The sequence below is a fragment of the Oleiphilus sp. HI0043 genome, from assembly GCF_001634935.1.
Map to the genome: position 1 here is coordinate 1 of NZ_LWEY01001225.1, position 367 is coordinate 367.

General features: G+C 45.0%; 1 protein-coding gene. It reads right to left on the reverse strand.

From position 1 onward, the window contains the following. A partial coding sequence (locus tag A3729_RS33125) for a hypothetical protein (protein WP_197475868.1) occupies positions 1 to 367 on the reverse strand: 367 nt, incomplete at both ends.

Here is a 367-nt window from a genome sequence, read left to right on the forward strand (position 1 = left end):
CAAATTGTGGAGGTGCAAAGTATAAGGGTCCGCTTCGATCATTGTTTCAAATTTATCAATAAACGCTAGGGAGTTGTTTCTAACGCTTTGTTTGACTTCGCTTGCGCTTCCTGCGTTTAGTAAAAGCTCCTGAGGGATTGCTTGCATGACCAGGGAGATTGCGGTTCCTTCGCTGTCGATACGAGTATTTTCCTCTCCGGGTAATAGGGTAGAAAGCATGTAGACGCTTGGCCATTCATCACTTTCTCTTTGCGGAAGCATTAGATACGCATTGGCTGGTGATTCGCCTAGAGTAGGGAGTGACACTCTTTGTTTAGAGTCAACAGGGTATGAGGCGTCATCAACTTCTATTGAGAGCTTATCTTCT